Raw genomic sequence first — 20,639 nt, forward strand, 5'->3', positions numbered from 1 at the left:
CTGCGCTCCGGTGCACCCCGTGACTAGAAGTAGTACGGGAAGGAGGACCAATCGGGATCACGCTTGCCCAAGAAGGCGTCTCGCCCTTCCACCGCCTCGTCCGTCATATACCCCATGCGGGTAGCCTCACCCGCGAAGACCTGCTGGCCGACCATTCCGTCGTCGGGCAGATTGAACGCGAACTTCAGCATACGTATCGCTTGCGGGGATTGGCTCGCAATGTCCGCGGCGTATCGAAGAGCGGTCTCTTCCAAGTCGGCATGTGCAACGACCTCATTGACCGCGCCCATCTCGTACATGCGCTGGGCATCGTATTCCCTGGCCAGGAAGAAAATTTCGCGCGCGGCCTTCTGACCGACCTGACGTGCCAGAAGGGCCGAACCGTAACCGGCGTCGAAAGAGCCGACTGTTGCATCGGTCTGTTTGAACTTGCCGAATTCTCGAGAAGCGATGGTCAGATCACATACCACGTGGAGAGAGTGCCCGCCCCCGGCCGCCCAGCCCGAGACCACTGCAACGACGACTTTGGGCATGGTGCGAATCAGCCGCTGAACCTCCAGGATGTGGAGGCGGCCCGCTCTCGCCGGGTCGATGGAATCTGCAGTGTCGCCCTCGGCGTAACGGTACCCGTCGCGTCCCCGGATGCGTTGGTCACCGCCCGAACAGAAGGCCCAGCCGCCATCCTTGGGCGAAGGGCCGTTGCCGGTCAGCAATACAGTTCCCACGTCACTGGTCATGCGTGCATGGTCCAGGGCCCGGTACAACTCGTCCACGGTCCCGGGGCGGAAAGCATTGCGAACTTCGGGCCGGTCGAAGGCGATGCGGACGCAAGGGAGGTCCCGAACCACCTGGCCCGACGCGTCCCGCTCGACCTGCCGGTGATACGTGATGTCCTGGAAGTCGTCGAAGCCTTCGACCTCACGCCACCGGTGAGGATCGAAGGTGTCGGAAACGGACTGGGGCACTGGGAAGTTCTCGCGCGTAGTCATCTTTGCGATTCTAACCGTGTTCTACGCGTCCTGCCCGCGGGGAGGACCACGCGGGCAGGACATCGGGGGCGGTGCAGGTCAGCGGGCCGAGGCCAGTTCCTTGGCCTCCTCGAACTCTCGCTCGACGCGTTCCGACTGCTTGTGGGTCGTCAAGGACACCACGATGCCGACCACGAGCGCGGCCAAGAAGCCGGGGACGATTTCGTACAGTGCGAGGATGCCCGTGGACTCGGGGTCCTGGAACACGTACCGCCACACGATCGTCACCACGGCGCCGACAATCATCGAGCACAGTCCGCCAGTTGCGGTGAGCTTTTTCCAGAACAGGGACATCAGCATCAGCGGTCCGAAGGCCGCACCGAAGCCGGCCCAGGCGAAGGCCACGAGCTCGAGCACCGCGGAATCCGAGTCGAGAGCGATCAGGGCCGCGATGACCGAAACCGTCAGGACAGCGCCCCGGGACATCCACAGTTGGACCTTGGGGGAAGGCTTGCGCTTGATGATCAACATGGCCAGGTCTTCGACCGCGGCCGACGACGAAACCACGAGTTGGGACGAAACCGTGGACATGATCGCGGCGAGCACGGCCGCAAGGACGAAGCCTGCCGCCAGAGGATGGAACAGGATTTGGGACAGATCCAAGAATACGGTTTCGGCGGATTTGGTGTCCGTGAGGCTTGCCTCAGGGTGCGTCGAGAAATACGCGATACCTGTCAGGGCCGTGGCGATGGTGCCCAATACGGAGAGGACCATCCACGAAATTCCGATACGTCGGGCGGTCGGTGCGTCCTTGGGGGCCCGGAGGGCCATGAAACGGATCACGATGTGGGGTTGGCCGAAGTATCCGAGGCCCCAGGCCAAAGAGGAGATGACGCCGATGACTGTAGCGCCACTGACGAGCGACAGAGCGTTCGGATTCGCCTCCGAGACGGCATGGAGAACATGCGATGGGCCGCCGAACTGAATGACGGCGACGACCGGGACCATGATGAGCGCGATCAGCATCAGCAGACCTTGTGCCACGTCCGTGAAGGTAGCCCCAAGGAATCCGCCGAAGAACGTGTAAAGCACCGTGATCGCGGCAATGACGATCATGCCCAGCAGATAGTTTCCACCGAACGTGGTCTGGTAAAACTTGCCCCCGGCTACCATGCCCGACGAGACATAGAAAATGAAGAATACAAGAATGATGATTCCGCACGTTACGCGCAGCACGCGGCTTGAAAGACCGTCGGCTTTGAGGCGATTGTCGAAAAAGGAAGGAATGGTTATCGCATTGCCTGCGACCTCCGAATAAGCGCGCAGACGTGGGGCGACGAGCTTCCAATTGACCCATGCTCCGATGGTCAGGCCAATAGCGATCCATGCGTCCAGAAGGCCGGAGACGTAGATCGCCCCGGGAAGGCCCATCACGAGCCAGCCGGACATGTCGGACGCACCGGCGGACAAGGCGGCGACCCCTGGCCTGAGAGAGCGACCGCCGAGCATGTAGTCTTCGTTGTCGGTGTTCTTGGTGCTGGCCCAGAGGCCGATCACGATCATCCCCAGAAAATATATCCCCAGGGCTATGTACTGAAATGTCTGATCTGACATCAAAAAATCTCCGGTGCGTCTGGATTGATGAGTGTCGCAATCCGCCCCCAAGGTATTCGGGGCAGACTTTGAATCGTTTAGTATGCCAGATCACAGGGATTATATTAAATATGAGATAGATGAGCGCACGGTATTTCGGTACGGGCGTCGGTGTTATTTCCGGGGAGCCTTGGGCATTTGAGAGGTATGCAGGACCTGGAGGGCTTCGGTATGCGTCGTGATCATCGCCGCGGAGCGGTTGGCGCGCCAGGTCACGGCGGCGCCCGAAACGACGATCAGCGCGATACCCACGTAGGCCGGAACGGCCAGTAGCTCACCGAGCAGCACAAGACCGACCAGCGAGGAAACCACCGGGTCCAGGGAGAAGAATACGCCCACAACGGCAGGATTGGTGAGCGTCGCTGCGAAGGCATCGCACGAGAAAGCCAATGCAAGCCCCACGGCACCGATGAATATTGCGATGCCCCAATCCCCCAGATTCATTCTCGGCACCGCGAGCGCGGTGGCGGGCGACCATAGGATCGCTCCGATAGCGATGGACACCGACAGCCCGCGGATCCCGGAGGTCGCCTCGGTACCGTTGCCGATCTTTCCCGACAGGAGTGTGTATCCGGTCATGGACGCGGCGGCCATGAAGGCGAAGACGTAGCCCAGCAAATCGGTGTTGCCGAAAGTCGGACCTGCGATGAGAACCACACCGGCGAGGGCTCCGAGCGCGAATAAGCCGTCCTTGATCTTGCGGACACCCATCATGGCCACGGTAAATGCGCCCAGGTATTCGATGGTGACGGCGACGCCCAGCGGAATGCGATCGACCGCGAGGTAGAAGAAAACATTCATCAAGGATGAGACGACCCCGTAGGCCAGGACCGAGAGCCAGTCTTTCCGGGTGAACCGCCAGAAGCGTGGTCGCGCGATCAGCAGGAGAACGACCGCGGCCGTCGTCATGCGCAGACCCGAGACCGAAACGGGGTTGAATTTTTCGAAGAGTGTCGAAGCGACAGCGGCTGTGATCTGGATGCCGGTTGAACCCACGAGCACCGCGAGCAACGCCGTGGTGCCTTTGTGACGGGGTGAGATGCGGTCAACAAGCGGCACAGGAAGACTCCATCAAGGGATCGAGGACAGTCCAGGGATCATGGGATATCGCATCCGGCGAGAAGACCTCGAGCATCTGCTGCGCGGTTTCCGGCAGGTGTGGACCGGTGGAGCCGCGTACGGGTCGGAGCGGCATTGACTGGGCGATCATCCGCGCGATATCGGCGGAGGAAAGACCCGCATCCCGAAGTCTGGCCATCGTGACGGCGCCGTCGCGTTTGGCCAGTCGCTTGCCGTCGCGGTTGAGGGCGAGCGGAACATGTGCGTATACGATCTCGTCGAGGCCCAGCAAATGAGCAAGATAGGACTGCCGAGGCGTCGATGAAAGAAGGTCGTCCCCTCTGACGACCTGGTCGATTCCCTGATGCGCATCATCGACCACCACCGCGAGATTGTATGCCGCCCGCCCGTCGTTGCGAACAAGCACCATGTCGTCGACGGTGTCCGTGTACCGACCGGCGAAGAGGTCGCATACCGTCCAGTCGCTGGCCTCGGCTCGGAGGCGCAAGGCTGCGGGCCGGAACAGGGCTTTTTCGGCTCGTTGCTCGTCCGTCAGTTGCCTACAGGTTCCGGGGTAGGCGCCCGGAGCCCCGTGGGGCGCCGAGGCCGCTTCCTGGATCTCCCGACGAGTACAGAAGCATTCGTAGACCAAACCCCTGGCACGAAGTTCACTTACAGCCACGTCATAGGCATGGGTGCGCTTCGACTGCACGAGCGGCTCATCATCCCAATCGATGCCGAGGGACGCGAGATCGTCCAACTGGCGCCGCGCGGAGCCTTCTTGCACGCGATCCAGGTCTTCGACGCGCAGGACGAAGCGGCGACCGGTTGACCGCGCAAAGAGCCACGCGTAAAGGGCGGTCCGGAGATTGCCGAGATGCAAATCTCCGGAAGGCGACGGTGCGTAACGCCCCGCTCCTTGGGCGGAAATGTGCTGGTCGGATGGGGTGAACATGCTCCCATAGTAACGAGAAGGAGCAAGTGGGCGATCGCGTTGGGCTGACGAGTTTCCCCGCCGGGATGCCCCGCGAATCACTTCGGATCAAGTACCGTGTGTATATGGCTCGAACACAGGAAATTGCCGACGGGATCTATGTCATCATGACGGATGACTACCGTTTGAACACCGGATTGATCCTTGGCGCGGACAAGGCCATGGTCATCGATACTGGTGCCGGACCGCGGCAAGGCGCAGAAATCTTCCGTGCTGCCCGCAAAATCACGGACCTTCCCTTCGTGGTCGTCAACACGCACGCGCATTATGACCACTTCTTCGGAAATGCCGTTTTCGCGGCGGACGGAGCTACCGATTTCTGGGCCCATCCGAATGCGGAAAGGGCAATGGAACGTTACGCGGACCGTCAGCGCGGTTATGTAGAGACTCTCGAGCCGGAGATGGCTCATCACCAGGGTCCCAACACGGATATCGTCCCGCCGACGCGTTTACTCCCAGGGGATGGCGGTCGTGCTTCTTTCACGCGCGTCGATCTCGGAGACCGCGCCGTGACGCTGTTCTACCTGGGCTTGGGGCACACCGACAACGATGTCCTGGCGGGGGTGGACGAAATCCTCTTCACGGGCGACATCGTCGAACAGGGCGCGGACCCCGCATTCGACGATTCTTTCCCCGAGGTATGGGTCCAAACCCTGGCAACCGTTGCCGGACTGGACCGGTACCACGTATTCGTTCCCGGGCACGGCACCCCGGTCGAACGAACATTCGTGCAGCGCCAGTCGGAGACCATGCGTGAGGCGATCGATCGCATCGCGGCTTCGACCTCCAACCCGGATGCCGGCCCGACTACGGCGGCCATGTACAAGCTGCCGTACGATGCCGGGGTCACGCGTATCCTCCTGGACCGGCTGGCATGGCTGGAGGAAAAGGGAATGATGGGCGAGGACCTGTCCGTGGAGGACACACCCACCGGAGTTACCGGTCCCATCACCACGGGAGAGCACGCCCAGTAGGTTTGATCTTCCATGACAAAAAAGCGGCGGGTACAGCGCCCGCCGCTTTTTCGTCATGTTGTCTGCAGGAACATGCCTCTAGTAGGTCCAGACCTTGGTATACGGACGTTCGTCCGCGGGCTGCTTGCGGCGCAGGAGCCAAACGTTTAGCGCGGTGGTCAGCAAGCCCACGGAAAAGATCAGACACAAGCTTCCCAAGAGGGCAGCTCCTGTGAAGTGCTGCTGGGTGGCGATCATGTAGGTAGCCATCGCACAAAAAGCCAGGAAGAGGCCGGAGATGACCATCAGGGGGATGATGAGCATCCCCGTGTGGCGTGTACTCGATGTGTCGTGGTCCTCGGCCGGGATGAATCGCAGAACCAGCAGGCCGAGTCCGGTCCACGTGCCCACCACGAAGAGCGCGGCCACCACATCGGCTGGCCGGTGCCACTCATTGATGACAGTCGCAACGCCGGTGAGCGTGCCGAACAGGAACATGATCAGCGAGAGGAACGGCCGCCACTTCTTGGGTGCGGCAAGGAAAAGCGCGGCCCCGGCCGCGGCGGCGAACGTCGTGTGACCCGAAGGCAGAGAATTCATGGTCGCTTCCTGGACCCCCAAATCGGGCTTGTCCAGGATCAAAGATTTCAGAACTTGCGTCGTGGCATTTGCGCCGACCGCCATCAGGAGGCCGATCAACGCCGGAAGGAATCTGTGCCGGCGCACGAGAACCAGGACGATGCCGATCACCGCTAGCACTCCGGAGATCACTGGAAGTGCATTGAGAAGATCGTCGGAACCTTTGCTGTACTGGCGGAAGTTGTTGCTGACTTCCGAGAGTGCGGTTTGGTCGATCCACTGGCCCGAATAGCTGTAGAGGAAAGTCCAGATCGTTGCGCACAAACCTGCGATCATGACCGCGATCACGACCAGGTGTTTGACGACGATTCCGAAAGTTGGCGGCTGAAACGGTCTCCGATGCGTCGACGGCCAATCGCGTTCAGGGCCGTTGCCCAATTCTCGCGTTGGCTCGGTACTCATACGGCTCGGGCCCCCTTTCTGCTCATCAATCCACCCCATTTCAGTTCAGGATGCCAGTATCACCTGCCCATTCGTCGGAATTTCCCTGAACGTTTCCTGAGCGCCATGTCATTGCATAGTCTTGCGCGAGGAAAAGGTGCACAGTGGAGACATGACCGAGCGAGACTGGCCCAGCCTTGAACAATTGGAAGACACCGCAACGGTAGTTTCCGTGCCGCTCAACGTGCGGTTCCGCGGCGTCGATCACCGGGAAGCTCTGCTTTTCCAAGGGCCGGAAGGCTGGGGCGAATTCTGTCCTTTTCTGGAGTACGGACCGACCGAGGCTTCCCGCTGGCTGGCATCCGCCATAGAGTCCGCATGGGAACCATTCCCCGCCGCGCGCCGGGACAAGGTACCTGTCAATGCAACCGTTCCCGCCATCGGGCCGGAACGCGTCCCCGAGGTACTCTCTCGGTCTCGCGGTCAAGTGCGTGAAGTCAAAATCAAAGTGGCCGAGCAAGGACAGTCACTTGACGACGATGTCGCCCGAGTGCGTGCGGTCCAACGAGCCGTTCCTGGGGCCGTTCTGAAGATGGATGCGAATGGCGGATGGAACCACGAATCCGCGTTGGATGCCCTCCGAGCGCTCGCTGAATTCGCTCCTGCATACATTGAACAACCCGTGCCCACGATCGACGGCCTCGCGAGATTGCGCCAGGCGATTGCTCGCGAAGGTCTTGGCGTGCGGATCGCGGCGGACGAATCCGTGCGCAAAGAATCGGACCCGTTAAGGGTCGCGGAAGAGGGGGCAGCGGATTTGATCGTGGTCAAGGCCGCGCCGCTGGGCGGTCCGCGCAATGCACTGGGCATCATCCGCGACGCCGGTCTTCCGGCTGTTGTCAGCTCGGCCCTGGAGACGTCGGTCGGAATGAGTGCGGGTCTTGCGCTCGCGGCTTCGATTCCTGAGCTGGAGCACGCTTGTGGTTTGGGAACGGCTTCCCTGCTCGCCGGTGACCTGACGAATGAGCCGTTGATTCCCGAGGACGGCTATCTGCCGGTCCGACGAGTAGCCCCCGACCCGGCACGACTCGAAGAATTCCGAGCCCCCGGACACCGACGCGACTGGTGGATGGGCCGGCTCCGAGACAATTACGCCCGGTTGGCCGAGAAGACCGGACACGTCCGGAGGCAACCCAATGGCGAGGAGGAATGAGATGCGAGAGGACTACCGTCTGATCGGGGATGCGCCTGACCTCGAGGACTACGTGCGTTTGAGAGCGGAAGCGGGACTGTCTCCGAAGACCCCGGAACAGGCTGCTCCGGCACTGACCGGTTCGTGGGCCTGGGCGCACGTGAGGCACGTGGAATCGGAGGAGGTTGTGGCCATGGGCAGGGTCCTGGGCGACGGCGGATGGTACTTCCACATCGCCGATATGGCGACGCTGCCCAACCACCAGGGCAGGGGCATCGGTCGGGAAGTGATCTCTTCTTTGATCCGAAGAATTCGACAGCACGCCCCGGCTGACCCGTACATCACCTTGATGGCGGACAAACCAGGGCGCGCGCTGTATTACAGCATGGGGTTCAGAGACGCGATGCCCCAATCGATGGGGATGGTCATTCCACGGGACTGACTTTGCCTCCCCAAAGAACCGACGACCACGGAAGCCTCGGTCGTTCTCCGGGCGAGACCAGGCGGTGAGGTTCGTAGGTGGAGACCTCCCGAACTTTCGCGGCGTTGTCGTAGACTCCCTTGAGATAGCGATGTCCCGTATCCGGGCACGTCATCAGAACGCAACGCTCCTGAGGATCCTCATGCTGCGTGAGGTAGCGCGCCACTGCGTAAGCCGCTCCCGAGCTGAGTCCCGCGAAGAGCGCATGCTCCCGGCAGAGAGATATGGTGCCCGACCGTCCCACCTCGTACGAGATCCAATGGATCGAGTGATACATATCATGTCGGACGTTTTCGAATTCGATTGAACTGCCGATCCCGGCGATGAGCATGTCCGGATCTTCGACTCCTTCCGAGCCGAAAGTGACCGAGCCGAAGGGCTGAACACCGACGAGTCGCACATCGAGCCCCGACGATGCCAGACCGAGGGCGAGCGAACCGCTGGAAACCCCCGAACCCACGGGAGCGACGAGATCAACGGACCGATAACCTCTCTCGAGCAGGAGGCGGCCCGAAGCAGAAGCGACAGGTTCATACCCGAGGTAATGAACCGCGTCGTGGTACTGGCGCATCCAGTGCCACTCAGGATGAGCGCTGACCAGCTCCTGGACTCGCGATACACGGCGGTGTTGGTCGGCCCGCAATGATTCGGAAGGAGGCATCTGCTCGAGTTCGGCCCCCAGGAGGTCAAGCTGTATGCGCAGAGTTTCGTCGATCGTGGTCGAACCGACGATGTAACAGTGCACTCCGAGCTCGTGACATGCGAGAGCCAAGGCGTACGCGTAGATGCCGCTCGACGAGTCGATGACCGTCGAACCGGCCCGGATCGTGCCGTCTTGCATGAGACGACCCAGAGCCGCACGGGCCGAGCGTGCCTTCATCACCTCGAATCGCAGAGCGAACAACTGGGGCGCCAGCTCGATCAGGTCGGGGGCACCCAACGACTGACCCGCGTGCCTCGATATCGCTCGGGGAATGTCGGCATTGTTCGGTGACGCCTCGTCGATCACGGATTCTCCCAAAGTTCGTGGATGGTTGTCGGCAAGCTTAAGTCGGTGAGTTCTCGGCGGGCTTCGAAGGCGCGCGACGCGACGCCGGGGTCGGTGGCGTCGTACATGATGGAACAGACGTTCCCGCTGTGTGCGATCTGGACTCCCACACCACCCGTCCGACCGCAGATATCCAGCACCCGCCCGAGATGGGGTTTGGGCAGATGCCTTTGGTTGATGAGTGCCGAGCGCGTCGCAATCCTCCCCAGGGCCTTGGGATCACGCCGGCGAACGGCCCGATCCAAGAGGCCCCGTAGACGATCGAATTCGGTTCGTTCAGAGGTCGAATACCGTGTGGGTCCCATGGAAACCGTGTCGATCGGTTCGACGTCGAGTCTGCACCCGACCAACCACAGAGGCGGCAGCGGTTGCTCCCACCGTTGCAGGACGTGAGCGTCGCGCTGTGCGAAGAGCACCGGCGTGGTGTCGAAGGCCAGGGGGTCGGAAGCCGTTTCGGCACGCACAGCGATCGCGCTGACCTCCTTTTCGTCCAGCACCAGGCCGCAACAATCGCAGACAGCACGAATCGTTGCCACGACGTCGGCCGTCGAAGAGCCCATTCCCCAACCTCGATGGATGTCACTGCTTAGGTGCAAATGCCCGCCCGTAGGCCGGTTGAGGCCTCGCCGGGAACACAGTTCCAAGGTCAGTTCGGCTGCTTTCGCCGATTTCGAATGGGCGCCCTGCACACGGACACCGGCCTGAGAATCCCGGGGGCGAAAGGTCGCGTAGGCCCGCCTGCTGGGTAACGGAAGGGTCAGCAGGCCGGGAACGTACTTGCCGCGGGATCGGTCCCAGAAGCTTCCTTGGAGCAATTCGCCGTGGTGCCCTATGCACGATCCCCGGCCGGTGATCAGCGTGGGATCGACTTCGGGGGCCGAGACGGAGGCATGTTCCCGGCGAGGCGCGGGAAGCTTGGCAGAAGACCCGCTGTGAGGCAGGAGAGGATCAATCATGGATTCGCTCCTTCGCGGACTGCGCGAAGATGCCACGCGGCCCTGGCCGCCGCAACGGCTGCACACGCCGTCACCGCCCCCAAGGCAATCCCCGCGCCGTTCCAACCGGAGAGGGCCAGGCCCAGCCCTGCAATCGAGGCTCCGATGCATACTCCGAGGCTTTGGCCCGCACCATTGAGCCCGAGGACCGTCCCACGGTGACTTCCTGATTGGCGTACAAGCAGGGTTGTCACCGTGGCGGCCAGAACCGCATGGGACGCCCCCAAGAGCGTTGTGGCGCCCAGGGCCGAAGCCACGTGATGGGTCCCGAACAGCCACATGATTGCCGCGGTTCCGAGTGCCGCAGCGATCGCGCCGATCCACGCGGTCATGACCGAATTGGAGATTTTGCGCAGCGCGACACCGCCGAACCAGTTACCGAGGAAGAATGCCAACCCGGAGAGCGTCCAGACCAAGGAAAAGAGCCCTGGGCCAACCTGGAAGCGCTCGTTGTACAGGACGGCCAGGTAGGCGAGCTGCCCCATGAAGGCCGCCGTCCGCAACATCGAAGCTGTCAGCAACGCCGGAATGCAAGGCAGCCCGACGGCTATCTTGAGCGATTGCACGTAACCGGTGTGCAGGCCCTCCTGTCTCGGGGACCGGTCTTCCAACGTGGAACCGATCCCCGACTTCAGGGACCACGCCAGTGCGAGGCAGAGCAACGACGTGGCGACGAGGTCTCCTCGCCAGCCCCACCACGCGGCCGGGACTGCCAGAAGGGGTGCCGACAACACCGCAGTCAAGGTCATGACGGACGAGACCTGCGTTGCGGCCCGTCCAGATGTCGCCTCGTCGCGGAACCGGTCGGCGGCCATTGCGGAGGCTGCCGGATTGAGGATCGAGGTGCCCGCTCCGACGAACAGGCAGAAGATTACCCAAGCCCAGGGCGAGCCGATGATCCCGACCAAACAGGCCGACGCCAATAGGACCAATGAGACGATCGTGGCCATGCGCCGGGAGATACGGTCCAGAAGAGGCGCGCACGTCAGCCCGACGAGGAGTGCGGCGACGCCCCCTACACCGCGCAGACTCCCCATCAGGGTCGCGTGGTGACCGCTGTCCCGGGTGATCTCGACGAGAAAATTGGAATAAACGGTGAAAGGGACTAGTCCGAGGGCGCACGCGCCCAGAAGCGGCCAGATCCTGGCCACGATCGCTCGGTCAGTCAGTGTTGCATCGGAATCGGTCGGGTGCTCGTGGTGCATGTGTGCTCCTCGGTCCTCTGTCATAGCGCCTTGTACACGTAGAGAGGGGTTTCCTCGGCGCTGAACTGCGAGAAGGGGAAGTGCTCGGCACTCAGGGCCGAAACCCCGCATCCCAAGAACTCTCTGGCCACTGCGGATCCCGATTGGGCGTAGACCGCGAGCGGGATCCGACGCTCCACGCACCTGTTTCGAATGCGATCGAAGCTCCCGTTTCCCAAGGTCATTCCCGTGGCGATGACCGCATCTGCCCGGTCCAGAACCTCTTCCATGTCACGGCTCACAGGATCTCCCCACTGCGTGGTTCGCATTCCGTAATCGCAGGGCAGTGGCTCTCCGCCGCGCTGCCTGATCGCGGCGATCAAGGGGTTGACCACGCCGATCAGCGCGACCCGATCGCCCGCGGTTATGTCGAGCAGACTTGCCACCGCGTGGTCGCGTGCGGCGGCCCGTTCGTCGGGAGTGCCCGTGGGAAGCCGGACGAGCCGCGCCCTCGCATCGTCGCGATGCGGGTTTCGGGCGGCAAGCCACGCGTCGAGTGCCGCCAATCGAATCGGGGCCGAGCCGTGTTCGAGCAGTTCTCGCACCGGGCTGCCGGACAGCTCGGAAATTTCCGGGCCGAGTTCCCCGGCCTCGAAAGCACAGGCCCCGAACGCGCCGTCGACCCGGACGAGTACGTATTGATTTCGATAGAGCTGTTCTCCGGCGGCCAGACGCGTGCCGTGCTGCACATAGAAAACGCTTCGGGCGACGGCAGGAGCCGCGGCGTGGTCTTCCTGAGCGGCTGCCTTTCGAATGACGTCCTCGGTCGAGAGAATTTCGTTTGGACTGACGAGGCTCATCGCAGACCCCTTCCGTTCAGGTACTCGGACAATTTCTCGGCCGCCTCGATATTTCGAGGACTGGCCACGGCCTCGCCGTAATCCATCACATAAATGTTGTCGTGCTTGACGGCAGGAGAGTCCCTGACCGGAGACTGTTCCTTGAGGTACTTGATCTTCTCCTCGACCGGTTGTTTGTTGTAGTCAACGACGACAATCGCCTGCGGGTTCGCGGTAACAATCGATTCCCAGCCCACGGTGTCCCAGCGGGCATCCAGATCAGAAGTGACGGAGTGGGCACCGGCCAGGTCCACGATCGAATTGGCGGCAGTCCGACGCCCCGCGGTGTATGGCTCGGTGGTCCCGGAATCGTAGATGAAGACCCGACTCGGATTTTCCGGACGGGGTGCATCCTTGAGTTTGTCCTTGCGCTGGTTCAGGTCCGAGACCAACTTCTCGGCGCGGTCCTCGACCCCGAAAATCTTTCCGAGATCCTTGAGGTCCTGGTTGGTGGCTTCCAACGGTTCTGGGTTGGACCGGTCGCCTTTGTAGTTGAAGCACGTCTCGTTCTGCATGTACGACTGGATGCCCACTTTCGCCAAAGAGTCGGGCGTTACCCCGCGCTCCTCGCTGAATCCGGCCTGCCAACCTGCGAACACCCAATCGGCCTTGGCGCTGACCAACGTTTCCTGTCCCAGAACCGTGTCCGAGATGGTTTCGACTTTGGAATAGTCATCACGGTAGGGGGACTTGTCGACGACGCTGCTGATCGTCTTTGGCATGACGATTCCGCGCATCCTATCGGCAAGTCCCAGCGAGAACATTTTCTCGATCGCGGATACATCGTAGGCGACCGGTTTCTGCGGCGTGGGGTAGGTAGCCGACTGACCGCAGTTGGATATGGTCCTCTCTGAGGCATCGGATGAATCCTCCCGGACTGAGGCTCCGCAACCGGAGAGAAGCAAGATGCCCACGAGTCCGGCCGAACACAGCGTTCCGGAGTGTCGCCAGCGGGTGGGCCTGCGTTTGGACGGCGTCGGGGTGCGATTCATAGGGTTCTCCTCTGGTCGGTTGATCGAAATATTCATGTGGTGCAGCCGCGGGGTGTTCAGGAGGGCGGCAGCATTACATTGGAAACAGAAAATAGGGTGCCCCGGTATCCGGACGGGCCGTCACCATGGGACGAACCTTGTAGACCTTCTCGACGAGGTCCGGATCCAACGTTTCGGCGGGCGGACCGTCGGCGACAATGCGGCCACGGTCCATCACGATGATTCGATCGCATGAGCTGGCGGCGAGATTGAGATCGTGAAGGGCCATGACGACGCTGGGTCTCCTCGTCTCGTCGGACGGCGAGGACGCATCATCATCAGGGGCGTCGGCGCTTTCCGTGGAATGAGCGTGGCTCCTCAAATCCCGGACCAGATCGACCTGGTGTCTCAGATCCAGGTGATTGGTCGGTTCGTCGAGAAGCAAATACGGGGTCTCCTGGGCCAGGGCGCGGGCGAGCAGGGTCCTCTGGCGCTCGCCGCCAGAAAGATCCAGGAAACTTCTGTGGGCGAATTCCGCAACACCAGTGCGGGCCATCGCGCTCTCGACCGCCTGATTGCCTCCTTCACGAGTTGCCGTCGGGTTGGCGAGGGAACCCAGGGAAACGACCTCGGCGACCGTGAAGTCGAGTTCTCCGCGCTCTTCCTGCGGGAGGGCTGCGATGAGCGAGGCGGACTTCTTGAAGGGCAGTCCCGCCAGATCAGTGCCGTTGACAAGAATCGCACCGTGGCAGGGTTGCAGGGCGCGGTAAAGCGCTTTGAGCAGAGTCGATTTCCCGCAACCATTGGGACCAACCAGACCGACGACCGAACCCGGGCCGATACCGAGCGAAACCTCGTGCACCACCTCGATGCCCGCGACTGCGATCGTCACGTCCTGAAGGCTGAGACCGATCCGAGCATTCATCGCGATCCTCCAAAGACGTAACCTCGACGGCGAATGAGAATGATGAATACCGGCACGCCGATGAGCGCCGTGACCACGCCGAGGGGGAGCTCACGCGGAGGCACGGCGATGCGGCTGATCAGATCGACCCAGACCATGAACACGGCCCCGAACAAGGGCGCCAGGACCACAGCGGTCCGGTGCGCGGGACCGAGCACGATCCGTGTCAGGTGAGGGATGACCAATCCGACGAAGCCTATGGTTCCGGCGACCGAGACCAAGGTCGCCGTTCCGAGAACGGTCAGGAAGAAGAGCCGACGCCTGAGTGCCTCCGGATCGACGCCGAGGCTCGCGGACGAGCCGTCGCCCATGGACAGGGCATCCAAATCAGGGGCGCGGTGCCAAAGGTAGACAATGCACCCGCATGTGACGACCCCGGCCAGCGGAAGCTGACTCCACGTTGCCCCGCCCAAAGAACCGAGCATCCAGAACATCACTGTTCGGGCGGCGTCGCCCTTGGCATCGAAGAAGACGATCGCGGACATCAGGGCCTGGAATCCGAAAGACAGAACGACGCCGGTCAGGATCAGCCGTACAGGTGCAATACCTCCCGACGATCTCGACAGCCCGTAGACAAGGAACGATGCTGCCAATGCGCCGGCAAATGCCGCCGAGGACAGCGCGTACACCCCGAGCCCCGAAAGTAGTCCCCAGGACACCACGGCGCTGGCACCGACCGAGGCACCGGAAGAGATGCCCAGAATAAAGGGATCCGCGAGCGGATTGCGCACCATGGACTGTGCGGCAATCCCCAGAGCGCTCAGTCCTGCACCGACGACCGCTGCCATGATTGCCCTCGGCGTGCGAATGTCGATGACGACCGTGTAATCAGTTACGTCGGCGGAGTCGATGGTCCCGCCGGTGACGGCCGCCCACAAGTGGGCCGTCGTACGGTCCAAGGGTATCGAGGCGGCGCCCCACGAGATGGCGAGCAGTACCGATACGAGGAGCACGGCCGCCAGCCCGAAGGCCAGCAGCACTTGGCGTCGTGGAGTGATTCTGGCGAGTGAAGGATTCATCAGAAGTAAATGATAATCATTCTCATCTAAAATCCCAAAGCGTCCCCACGCGATCTCCTGAGTCGACGCCTGCTTCATGTGAGACGGTCCGGCGTAAAATAATTTTGATGACTTCTTCAGACTCCCAGCCGGACGCGTTTTTTACCGCGGTTTCCGTGCTGGACTCTCTTTTTCGGTCCGGTATGCGGCAGGTAGTTCTGGCTCCCGGGTCCCGGTCTGCACCCCTGGCGTATGCCCTCGCTGCCGCCTCGGAGGCCGGGATTGTTGAGGTTCATGTCCGAATCGATGAGAGGTCTGCCGCGTTTACGGGGCTCGGTCTGGCCAAAGCCACGGGACGGCCGGTCGGCGTCGTGACGACCTCGGGTACCGCGGTCGGCGAATTGTTGCCGGCCGTGATGGAAGCAAACCATTCCGAAGTCCCTCTTGCGGTTCTTTCCGCGGATCGCCCGCCGCGGCTACGCGATACCGGTGCCAACCAGACCACGTGGCAACCGGGTCTCTACGGCACTCACGTGCGCGCCTGGGCCGACCTCACGTCCTACCCAGAACCGGAGCCGGGGGAGCAGACGGTTGCATTCACCGATTGCCTCGCCGCGCTGACCGGGCGCGACCCCGAATCCTGGGAGGATGCGTCGCCTAGGCCGCTCGGGCCGGCGCACATCAACGTCGCCTTCGATGCTCCGTTGGCTCCGGACGCGAGGATGCGCGAAACCTTGCGTGCGTGGGCTTCGTCATTGGCAGATGTGCGCACCCCGGTGGCACCCCGGCTCGTTGACCGCACGGTCCTCGACGTCCTCGCCGAGGATGCAGCGGATGGGGCACGGGAAGGGCCCACCCAGCGCACAGTAGTGGTCGCAGGAGACGGAGCCGGCCCCATTGCCAGGCGTTTTGCGGAAACTGTGGGAGCCCCGTTGCTGGCAGAACCCTCCTCGGGCGCCCGGGGCGGTCCGAATGCTCTGGGCACATACCAATTGCTCCTTGACGGAAAACTCGGGAAACTCATTGAGCGTGTGGTCCTCTTCGGGCGCCCGACCTTGTCCCGGTCTGTGGACAGTCTTCTCCATCGCCAGGACATCGAGTCGATCATTTATCTGCCTCGTCCCGTGGCGTGGGCCCGCCCCGATCGGCGTCCAGAACGTCCTGTACAGACCCTCGAGGACGCCCGGAATTTCGCGGGTCGATGCGCTGCCTCCTGGCTCGAACAGTGGAGAAGTGAAGATCGTCGCCTCGACCGGTCCCTCAACGGTCTCTTCTCACAGGCCGAAGCCCGCAACGGCGTTCTCAACGGGCCTGGCGTTGCTCGATTGGTGAGGGAAGCGACCGACAAGGACGGGATAACCCTCGTCTGCGGGTCATCCAACCTCATCCGTGATCTCGACCTTGCCCCCATCGACGAGACTGTGGACCGTGAAGCGGCAGTCTACGCGAACCGCGGGCTTGCCGGCATCGACGGCACAGTGGCAACGGCAAGCGGCATCGCGCTGGCCGAGCAAGGACCGGTCCGCCTCCTCCTGGGAGACCTGACGCTCCTTCACGATTCCGGATCGTTGCTCATCGGGCCGGGGGAAACCGTGCCCGACCTACAGATCATTGTGTTCAACGACGCGGGCGGCGGGATCTTTTCGACCCTCGAGCACGGCAACGTGGCCCGGGATGAGGGGTGGTCGGGGGCCGTGGAACGTTTCTTCGGGACACCGCAGATGGCGGACCTGGAACGCCTTGCTGCCGTGCATCATCACCATTATGTCCGCGCGGACGACGCCGAAGCGCTGAGGTGCGCGCTGTCTTCTCCGATTCGCGGTATCACCCTGATCGAGGTCCGGGGTACACGGGAGGGACTTGCCGACGAGCGCGTCCTCTGGAAGGAGCGCGTCTGATTCGGGGCCGTACGACAACGGGGGCGTCTGTCTGCCGTACGCAGGGGAATAACCCCGCGCACGACAGGCAAACGCCCCCGCACCCGGCTCGAACGCTCCTAGTCCTTGCGCTCCAGTGAAGCGCCCTCGACGTCGACGTCCGGCAGGATCTTGTCGACCCAACGCGGCAACCACCACGCCTTCGAGCCCATGAGGTACATGAGCGCGGGGATGAGCGTCATGCGAACCACGAAAGCGTCGAATAGCACACCCGCTGCCAGTGAGAAGCCGATCGAGGCGATCATGGCTTCGCCGCTGAAGACGAAGCCGAGGAAGACCCCGGCCATGATCAGTGCGGCTGCCAGGACGACCTTGGCGCTGTGGTTGAAGCCGATGATGACCGACTTCTTGCCTCCGCGCCCGTGGCTGTACGCCTCGCGCATCGACGAGACCAGGAAGACTTGGTAATCCATGGCGAGTCCGAACAGGATGCCAACCGCAAGAATCGGCAGGAAACTGAGGATCGGGCCGGGGTCGGTGACCCCGAACAGGGATCCGAGCCAGCCCCACTGGAACACCGCGACCGTCGCGCCGAACGAAGCCAAGAGCGAGAACAGGAACCCTAGGGTCGCCGTCAGCGGTACGAGGATTGAACGGAAGACCAGGATCAGCACGAGAAGCGAGAGGCCCAAGACGATGGCCAGGTAAATGGGCAGCACCTTGAACAGCTTCTCGGAGATGTCGATGTTCATCGCTGTCTGCCCCGCCACGCCGAAGGTCACGTCTCCGTCGTCGGTGTGGACCTTGAGGTCACGCAGGTCGTTTACCAAATCATTGGTCGAGACGTCGCTGGGTCCGTCCTTCGGAACGATCTGGTACATGACCATGCTGTTGTCCTTGGAGATTGCGGCGGGCACCACGGTCTCCACATCGTCCTGCTTCTGCAGATCCTGTCCGACGTCGATCTGCAATTGCTTGGCCTGATCCTCGGTGGTTCCCTCCGGAAGCTGAGCGGCCGCGACCATGGTGCTGTTCCGGCCCGCACCGAACTGCTCCTCGATGGTCTTGTAACTCTTGTAGGCGCCGGAATCAGGGCTGGAGCTCGTGGCATCGGGCAGTCCCAGTCGGATCTGAGTCATCGGGATGGCGATGATGATCAGCACCAGGGCGGAGACGATGGCGGTGACGATGGGACGCTTGGTGACGAATTTCAGCCACCCGTGCGGCGAGGACTCGTGTTCCAGATGCGCCTTATGGGCACGGTCCTGAAGTTGCCCGTCACCGACCAGGTTCTCGCTCTGGGCATTCTCCCTGAGCCGTGCACGTCGCTGTATCGTCTGCCACCGCTTCTTGGTAATGATCCTTCGGCCGATGAGCCCGAGCATGGCCGGCGTCAGAGTCACGGCCACCACGACGGCCAACAGGACCGACGCCGCGGCGACATTGCCCATCACGGACAGGAACGGAATCCCTACCACGTTGAGCGCGAGCAAGGCGATGATGACTGTGGTGCCGGCGAAGACCACCGCGTTGCCGCTGGTGCCCGTCGCCAGCGCAACCGAGTCCTTGATGCCCATGCCTCGCACCAGGTTGTTGCGGTGTCTGTTGATGATGAACAGTGAGTAGTCGATGCCGACCGCGAGACCCAGCATCGATCCGAGGGCCGGCGTCGTGGAGTTCATTTCGACGACGCCCGATAGCGAGAACGTGCCGAGCATGGCCGCGCCCACGCCGACGAGGGCCATGAGAATCGGAAGTCCGGCGGCGATGAATGTGCCCATCATGATGAGCAGGATGATGAAGGCCACGATGACGCCGATGATTTCGGCGGTGGGCTTCATATCGGGCTGGCCCTCGAGATTTTGATCGAATTGGACGTCGAGGCCCTTGAGAACGGCGTCGGCAAGGTCCGAACGCACCTCGGAAAGCGTGTCTGGAGAGACCGAGTTGATCTCATCCTTGAAGCTGATGCTGGCCAGGGCCGCCGACTCGTTGTCCGAGACGGAGGAGTACTGGCTCGACATGTCGATTTTGGCCTTGTTCTGGTCGAACTCGGTCTTCTTCTGCTCGAATTGTGACTTCTGTGCGTCCAGTTCCTTCTGCTTGTCGTCAATCTCCTTATAGGCATCTGACGGCGCGTTGGAAGATTTGAGCTTCGAGCGAGCTTCGTCGATCTGCTTTTGACCGTCGTCGAGTTTCTTCTGGCCGTCTTCGATCTGCGGGGCGGCTTGTTGGAGCTGAGCCTTGCCCTGGTCGATCTGCTTCTGCTCGTCGAACGGGTTGGTCGTCGACTCGACGCCGTCGACCTTCCCGACCTTCTGGAGAGCGCTGGCGAGGGTTTGCTTCTGCTCGTCGGAAATCGCGGAGCCGTCTGCGGTCTTGACGACTGCCTGGCCCGAACCGGCGTTCGCATTGAGGTCGAATTTGTCACTCAGCTCGTCTTGGAGCTGTTGGGACTTGGTGCCAGGGATCGTGACGTTGGAGCTCAGATCCCCTTTGAACGCGGCGTATGACCCGCCCAAAGCCAGGAGGATCACAATCCACAGACTGATGATCACCCATGCCTTGCGCGCGGCGAATCCGCCGATACGGTATAGGAGTTTTGCCATGACTTCTCTCGATGGTTGATGGTTCAGTGTCAGATGCGAGGGCGGCCATTGGCCACCTGCGCGAAGGCCCAGTTGAGGTCTTCGCGCAGGACTTCCAGGGTGAGCAGATCGATTGCCTCGGCTCCCTGAATGGTTTGAGTGACACGGGCCTTGCCCGTTGAGCACGGCCCGGATCGGCTGGCATCCAGGATGCCCAACCGGTTGACGCCGTGGAGGAGACCGAAGGCTATGCCCGTGGTCAGGTTGAAGACATACATCTGGATTTTGACGCCCTGTTCGAAATCCAGGGAGGGGTAGTTCTCGGCGAGGGCTTCCATGAGCTGTTCGGCGACGCTGGCCAGAGTCCGCAGGATGTGTTGGCCCAACATGTCGAGCATGTCCGGGCTTAGTCGCATGCTCAGCGCCAAGAATCTTGCGAATAGTTCGTCGGCACCGGGGCGATCGAAGCTCTCGCGGAACTTCCGATCCAGCGCCTCGGGAATTTCGTGCGCGGACAACCTCGCAGGAATGCTCGGTTCGTCCAGGAGCCGGACGAGGTACGAGCTGACTCTGGCCAGAATGACATCGTGAAGGTTGGGGAAATGGTTGAAGAGGGACCTTTCGGAGATCCCAGCCCGCTCGGCCAGCGTCCGTGATTTGAGCGCCTCGAACCCATCCTCGAGCACGATGGTCTCCGCGGCATCGAGAATCGCCTTGCGAGTGGCCTCACGCCGAGCATGGCGGCGGTCACCGGTCGGCAGGGTCGAAGTACTCATGTATTTACAGTAATTGCAA

18 protein-coding genes are annotated in these 20,639 nt (G+C 62.1%); 4 read left to right on the forward strand and 14 right to left on the reverse strand.

Features of this window, described 5'->3' with window-relative positions:
• Positions 1 to 23 precede the first annotated feature (23 nt).
• The 4 genes from sake_RS03320 to gluQRS form a co-directional block, all read right to left on the reverse strand.
• Positions 24 to 989, reverse strand: a complete 966-nt coding sequence (locus tag sake_RS03320) for a 1,4-dihydroxy-2-naphthoyl-CoA synthase (protein ID WP_129359123.1) — start codon at positions 987 to 989, stop codon at positions 24 to 26.
• Positions 990 to 1,067: 78 nt separating this feature from the next.
• Positions 1,068 to 2,582 carry a sodium/proline symporter PutP gene (gene putP / locus sake_RS03325; RefSeq protein WP_129359125.1) on the reverse strand — a complete coding sequence of 505 codons (1,515 nt, stop codon included), beginning with the start codon at positions 2,580 to 2,582 and terminating at the stop codon, positions 1,068 to 1,070.
• A 153-nt stretch (positions 2,583 to 2,735) separates the two neighbouring features.
• Entirely contained in the window at positions 2,736 to 3,680 is a 945-nt protein-coding gene (locus tag sake_RS03330; protein WP_178945450.1) for a DMT family transporter, read from the reverse strand.
• On the reverse strand, positions 3,667 to 4,635 hold the full coding sequence (gluQRS, locus tag sake_RS03335) for a tRNA glutamyl-Q(34) synthetase GluQRS (protein ID WP_129359129.1): 969 nt from the start codon (positions 4,633 to 4,635) through the stop codon (positions 3,667 to 3,669). Before gluQRS ends, sake_RS03330 begins: the two co-directional genes overlap by 14 nt.
• 26 nt (positions 4,636 to 4,661) lie before the next feature.
• Here gluQRS and sake_RS03340 point away from each other — a divergent pair, with 26 nt between their 5' ends.
• Positions 4,662 to 5,648 carry an MBL fold metallo-hydrolase gene (locus sake_RS03340; protein ID WP_243155734.1) on the forward strand — a complete coding sequence of 329 codons (987 nt, stop codon included), beginning with the start codon at positions 4,662 to 4,664 and terminating at the stop codon, positions 5,646 to 5,648.
• Between the two features lie 78 nt (positions 5,649 to 5,726).
• Here sake_RS03340 and sake_RS03345 read toward each other — a convergent pair whose 3' ends face one another.
• On the reverse strand, positions 5,727 to 6,668 hold the full coding sequence (locus sake_RS03345; RefSeq protein WP_165000942.1) for a phosphatase PAP2 family protein: 942 nt from the start codon (positions 6,666 to 6,668) through the stop codon (positions 5,727 to 5,729).
• A 151-nt stretch (positions 6,669 to 6,819) separates the two neighbouring features.
• Between sake_RS03345 and sake_RS03350 the strand changes: the two genes are divergently transcribed.
• Together sake_RS03350 and sake_RS03355 are read left to right on the forward strand one after the other, a co-directional pair.
• Complete coding sequence (locus tag sake_RS03350) at positions 6,820 to 7,860, forward strand: o-succinylbenzoate synthase (RefSeq protein ID WP_129359135.1); 1,041 nt, start codon at positions 6,820 to 6,822, stop codon at positions 7,858 to 7,860.
• Between the two features lies 1 nt (position 7,861).
• The gene (locus sake_RS03355; protein WP_178945451.1) at positions 7,862 to 8,281 is read left to right on the forward strand and encodes a GNAT family N-acetyltransferase; all 420 of its coding nucleotides are present in this window, start codon (positions 7,862 to 7,864) and stop codon (positions 8,279 to 8,281) included.
• On the opposite strand, the gene sake_RS03360 is transcribed toward sake_RS03355, so the two are convergent.
• From sake_RS03360 to sake_RS03390, 7 genes are all read right to left on the reverse strand, one after another.
• Entirely contained in the window at positions 8,265 to 9,329 is a 1,065-nt protein-coding gene (locus sake_RS03360) for a pyridoxal-phosphate dependent enzyme (protein WP_238147550.1), read from the reverse strand. The two genes, sake_RS03355 and sake_RS03360, sit on opposite strands and share 17 nt — an antisense overlap.
• Positions 9,326 to 10,324, reverse strand: coding sequence for a hypothetical protein (locus sake_RS03365; protein WP_165000943.1), 999 nt, complete (start codon positions 10,322 to 10,324; stop codon positions 9,326 to 9,328). The genes sake_RS03360 and sake_RS03365 overlap by 4 nt, the downstream gene beginning before the upstream one ends.
• Complete coding sequence (locus sake_RS03370) at positions 10,321 to 11,568, reverse strand: MFS transporter (protein ID WP_129359141.1); 1,248 nt, start codon at positions 11,566 to 11,568, stop codon at positions 10,321 to 10,323. The genes sake_RS03365 and sake_RS03370 overlap by 4 nt, the downstream gene beginning before the upstream one ends.
• A gap of 20 nt (positions 11,569 to 11,588) precedes the next feature.
• Positions 11,589 to 12,407 carry a Rossmann-like domain-containing protein gene (locus tag sake_RS03375; protein ID WP_129359143.1) on the reverse strand — a complete coding sequence of 273 codons (819 nt, stop codon included), beginning with the start codon at positions 12,405 to 12,407 and terminating at the stop codon, positions 11,589 to 11,591.
• Complete coding sequence (locus sake_RS03380) at positions 12,404 to 13,438, reverse strand: ABC transporter substrate-binding protein (protein ID WP_129359145.1); 1,035 nt, start codon at positions 13,436 to 13,438, stop codon at positions 12,404 to 12,406. The genes sake_RS03375 and sake_RS03380 overlap by 4 nt, the downstream gene beginning before the upstream one ends.
• 73 nt (positions 13,439 to 13,511) lie before the next feature.
• Positions 13,512 to 14,342 carry an ABC transporter ATP-binding protein gene (locus sake_RS03385; protein ID WP_178945452.1) on the reverse strand — a complete coding sequence of 277 codons (831 nt, stop codon included), beginning with the start codon at positions 14,340 to 14,342 and terminating at the stop codon, positions 13,512 to 13,514.
• Positions 14,339 to 15,400 (reverse strand): iron ABC transporter permease, encoded by a 1,062-nt coding sequence (locus sake_RS03390; protein WP_129359149.1) that lies wholly within the window; start codon positions 15,398 to 15,400, stop codon positions 14,339 to 14,341. The genes sake_RS03385 and sake_RS03390 overlap by 4 nt, the downstream gene beginning before the upstream one ends.
• 107 nt (positions 15,401 to 15,507) lie before the next feature.
• Between sake_RS03390 and menD the strand changes: the two genes are divergently transcribed.
• Entirely contained in the window at positions 15,508 to 17,277 is a 1,770-nt protein-coding gene (menD, locus tag sake_RS03395) for a 2-succinyl-5-enolpyruvyl-6-hydroxy-3-cyclohexene-1-carboxylic-acid synthase (RefSeq protein WP_178945453.1), read from the forward strand.
• Positions 17,278 to 17,375: 98 nt separating this feature from the next.
• Here menD and sake_RS03400 read toward each other — a convergent pair whose 3' ends face one another.
• Together sake_RS03400 and sake_RS03405 are read right to left on the reverse strand one after the other, a co-directional pair.
• Positions 17,376 to 19,865 carry an MMPL family transporter gene (locus sake_RS03400; protein WP_178945454.1) on the reverse strand — a complete coding sequence of 830 codons (2,490 nt, stop codon included), beginning with the start codon at positions 19,863 to 19,865 and terminating at the stop codon, positions 17,376 to 17,378.
• Positions 19,866 to 19,894: 29 nt separating this feature from the next.
• A complete protein-coding gene (locus sake_RS03405) occupies positions 19,895 to 20,620 on the reverse strand; it encodes a TetR/AcrR family transcriptional regulator (protein ID WP_165000944.1) in 726 nt (241 codons plus the stop codon).
• Positions 20,621 to 20,639: the final 19 nt, after the last annotated feature.

This window comes from Kocuria sp. TGY1127_2 (genome assembly GCF_013394385.1).
Taxonomy (GTDB): Bacteria; Actinomycetota; Actinomycetes; order Actinomycetales; family Micrococcaceae; genus Rothia.

Coding starts and splice junctions, on each gene's coding strand:
- sake_RS03320 (WP_129359123.1), bottom strand. CDS start 989: ATGACTACGCGCGAGAACTTCCCAGTGCCCCAGTCCGTTTCCGACACC.
- putP (WP_129359125.1), bottom strand. CDS start 2,582: ATGTCAGATCAGACATTTCAGTACATAGCCCTGGGGATATATTTTCTG.
- gluQRS (WP_129359129.1), bottom strand. CDS start 4,635: ATGTTCACCCCATCCGACCAGCACATTTCCGCCCAAGGAGCGGGGCGT.
- sake_RS03345 (WP_165000942.1), bottom strand. CDS start 6,668: ATGAGTACCGAGCCAACGCGAGAATTGGGCAACGGCCCTGAACGCGAT.
- sake_RS03350 (WP_129359135.1), top strand. CDS start 6,820: ATGACCGAGCGAGACTGGCCCAGCCTTGAACAATTGGAAGACACCGCA.
- sake_RS03355 (WP_178945451.1), top strand. CDS start 7,862: ATGCGAGAGGACTACCGTCTGATCGGGGATGCGCCTGACCTCGAGGAC.
- sake_RS03365 (WP_165000943.1), bottom strand. CDS start 10,324: ATGATTGATCCTCTCCTGCCTCACAGCGGGTCTTCTGCCAAGCTTCCC.
- sake_RS03370 (WP_129359141.1), bottom strand. CDS start 11,568: ATGCACCACGAGCACCCGACCGATTCCGATGCAACACTGACTGACCGA.
- sake_RS03375 (WP_129359143.1), bottom strand. CDS start 12,407: ATGAGCCTCGTCAGTCCAAACGAAATTCTCTCGACCGAGGACGTCATT.
- sake_RS03380 (WP_129359145.1), bottom strand. CDS start 13,438: ATGAATCGCACCCCGACGCCGTCCAAACGCAGGCCCACCCGCTGGCGA.
- sake_RS03385 (WP_178945452.1), bottom strand. CDS start 14,342: ATGAATGCTCGGATCGGTCTCAGCCTTCAGGACGTGACGATCGCAGTC.
- sake_RS03390 (WP_129359149.1), bottom strand. CDS start 15,400: ATGAATCCTTCACTCGCCAGAATCACTCCACGACGCCAAGTGCTGCTG.
- menD (WP_178945453.1), top strand. CDS start 15,508: ATGACTTCTTCAGACTCCCAGCCGGACGCGTTTTTTACCGCGGTTTCC.
- sake_RS03400 (WP_178945454.1), bottom strand. CDS start 19,865: ATGGCAAAACTCCTATACCGTATCGGCGGATTCGCCGCGCGCAAGGCA.
- sake_RS03405 (WP_165000944.1), bottom strand. CDS start 20,620: ATGAGTACTTCGACCCTGCCGACCGGTGACCGCCGCCATGCTCGGCGT.